The following is a 446-nucleotide window of genomic DNA, read 5'->3' as shown; positions in this document are numbered from 1 at the left end:
AATGACAAAAGCCCGTTCATCTCTCATCAACATTGAAGCAACACCGTATTATCACTGCGTTTCTCGCTGTGTTCGCCGGTCATTTCTTTGTGGCTACGATGCGCAAGCGCAACAAAGTTACGAACATCGTCGAGCTTGGATTGAAAAGCGTCTGCTTGCGCTAGCTGGTTCGTTTTGTATCGATGTTTGTGCGTACGCCATCATGAGTAATCACTATCATGTAGTGTTGCATATCAATGTTGAAAAGGTAAAAACGCTGTCAGATGTTGAGGTGGTTGATCGTTGGCTTGCTTTTCATCATGGGCCAGTGTTAGTTCGACGCTTTATGCAGGGTGATAAACTGTCGGAAGCAGAAAGTGAACGATGCAATGAGGTGATTAAAGAGTGGCGTGAACGTCTTGTTTCAGTCAGCTGGTTTATGCGTTTAATCAATCAACACATTGCCT

General features: G+C 44.4%; 1 pseudogene. It reads left to right on the top strand.

Going from position 1 to position 446, the window contains the following annotated elements:
* Window position 1: 1 nt before the first annotated feature.
* Window positions 2-446 (top strand): annotated as a pseudogene (locus LRP50_RS25520) (alpha-amylase family glycosyl hydrolase); the annotation flags it as partial.

The sequence above is a fragment of the Enterovibrio gelatinilyticus genome (assembly GCF_028683095.1).
Classification (GTDB): domain Bacteria; phylum Pseudomonadota; class Gammaproteobacteria; order Enterobacterales; family Vibrionaceae; genus Enterovibrio; species Enterovibrio gelatinilyticus.
Note: the sequence above shows the minus strand (reverse complement) of the source record. Positions and strands in the feature narration are given on the sequence as shown.